At 49.6% G+C, this 353-nt stretch carries 2 tRNA genes; both read right to left on the bottom strand.

The features are described from left to right. Positions 1-141: 141 nt before the first annotated feature. Positions 142-217: transfer RNA gene (locus ACQ4OD_RS26400), tRNA-Ala, on the bottom strand. 24 nt (positions 218-241) lie between these two features. After that, positions 242-318, bottom strand: a tRNA-Ile gene (locus tag ACQ4OD_RS26395). Positions 319-353: the final 35 nt, after the last annotated feature.

Genomic DNA, 353 nt, shown 5'->3' with positions numbered 1-353 from the left:
TTCAGCAGTGAAACGGGTGTTCAGTCTATTTCTATCACATATCCGAATTTTTAAAGAACGATCTGACAAAAGTCAGAAATCAACATTCATCGCCGAATGTTCATTTCTAAGTTCTGAGCAGTGCTGCGAAACCTGAAAGAGTGGTGGAGCCAAGCGGGATCGAACCGCTGACCTCCTGCGTGCAAGGCAGGCGCTCTCCCAGCTGAGCTATGGCCCCATTTGACCAGCCGCACCAAGTAATTGGTAGGTCTGGGCAGATTTGAACTGCCGACCTCACCCTTATCAGGGGTGCGCTCTAACCAACTGAGCTACAGACCTATAACAGGGTCGCGTTACAGCATCGTCTTTACACA

It is taken from the genome of Pseudomonas sp. WC1 (assembly GCF_050586565.1).
GTDB lineage: Bacteria > Pseudomonadota > Gammaproteobacteria > Pseudomonadales > Pseudomonadaceae > Aquipseudomonas.
Note: the sequence above shows the minus strand (reverse complement) of the source record. Positions and strands in the feature narration are given on the sequence as shown.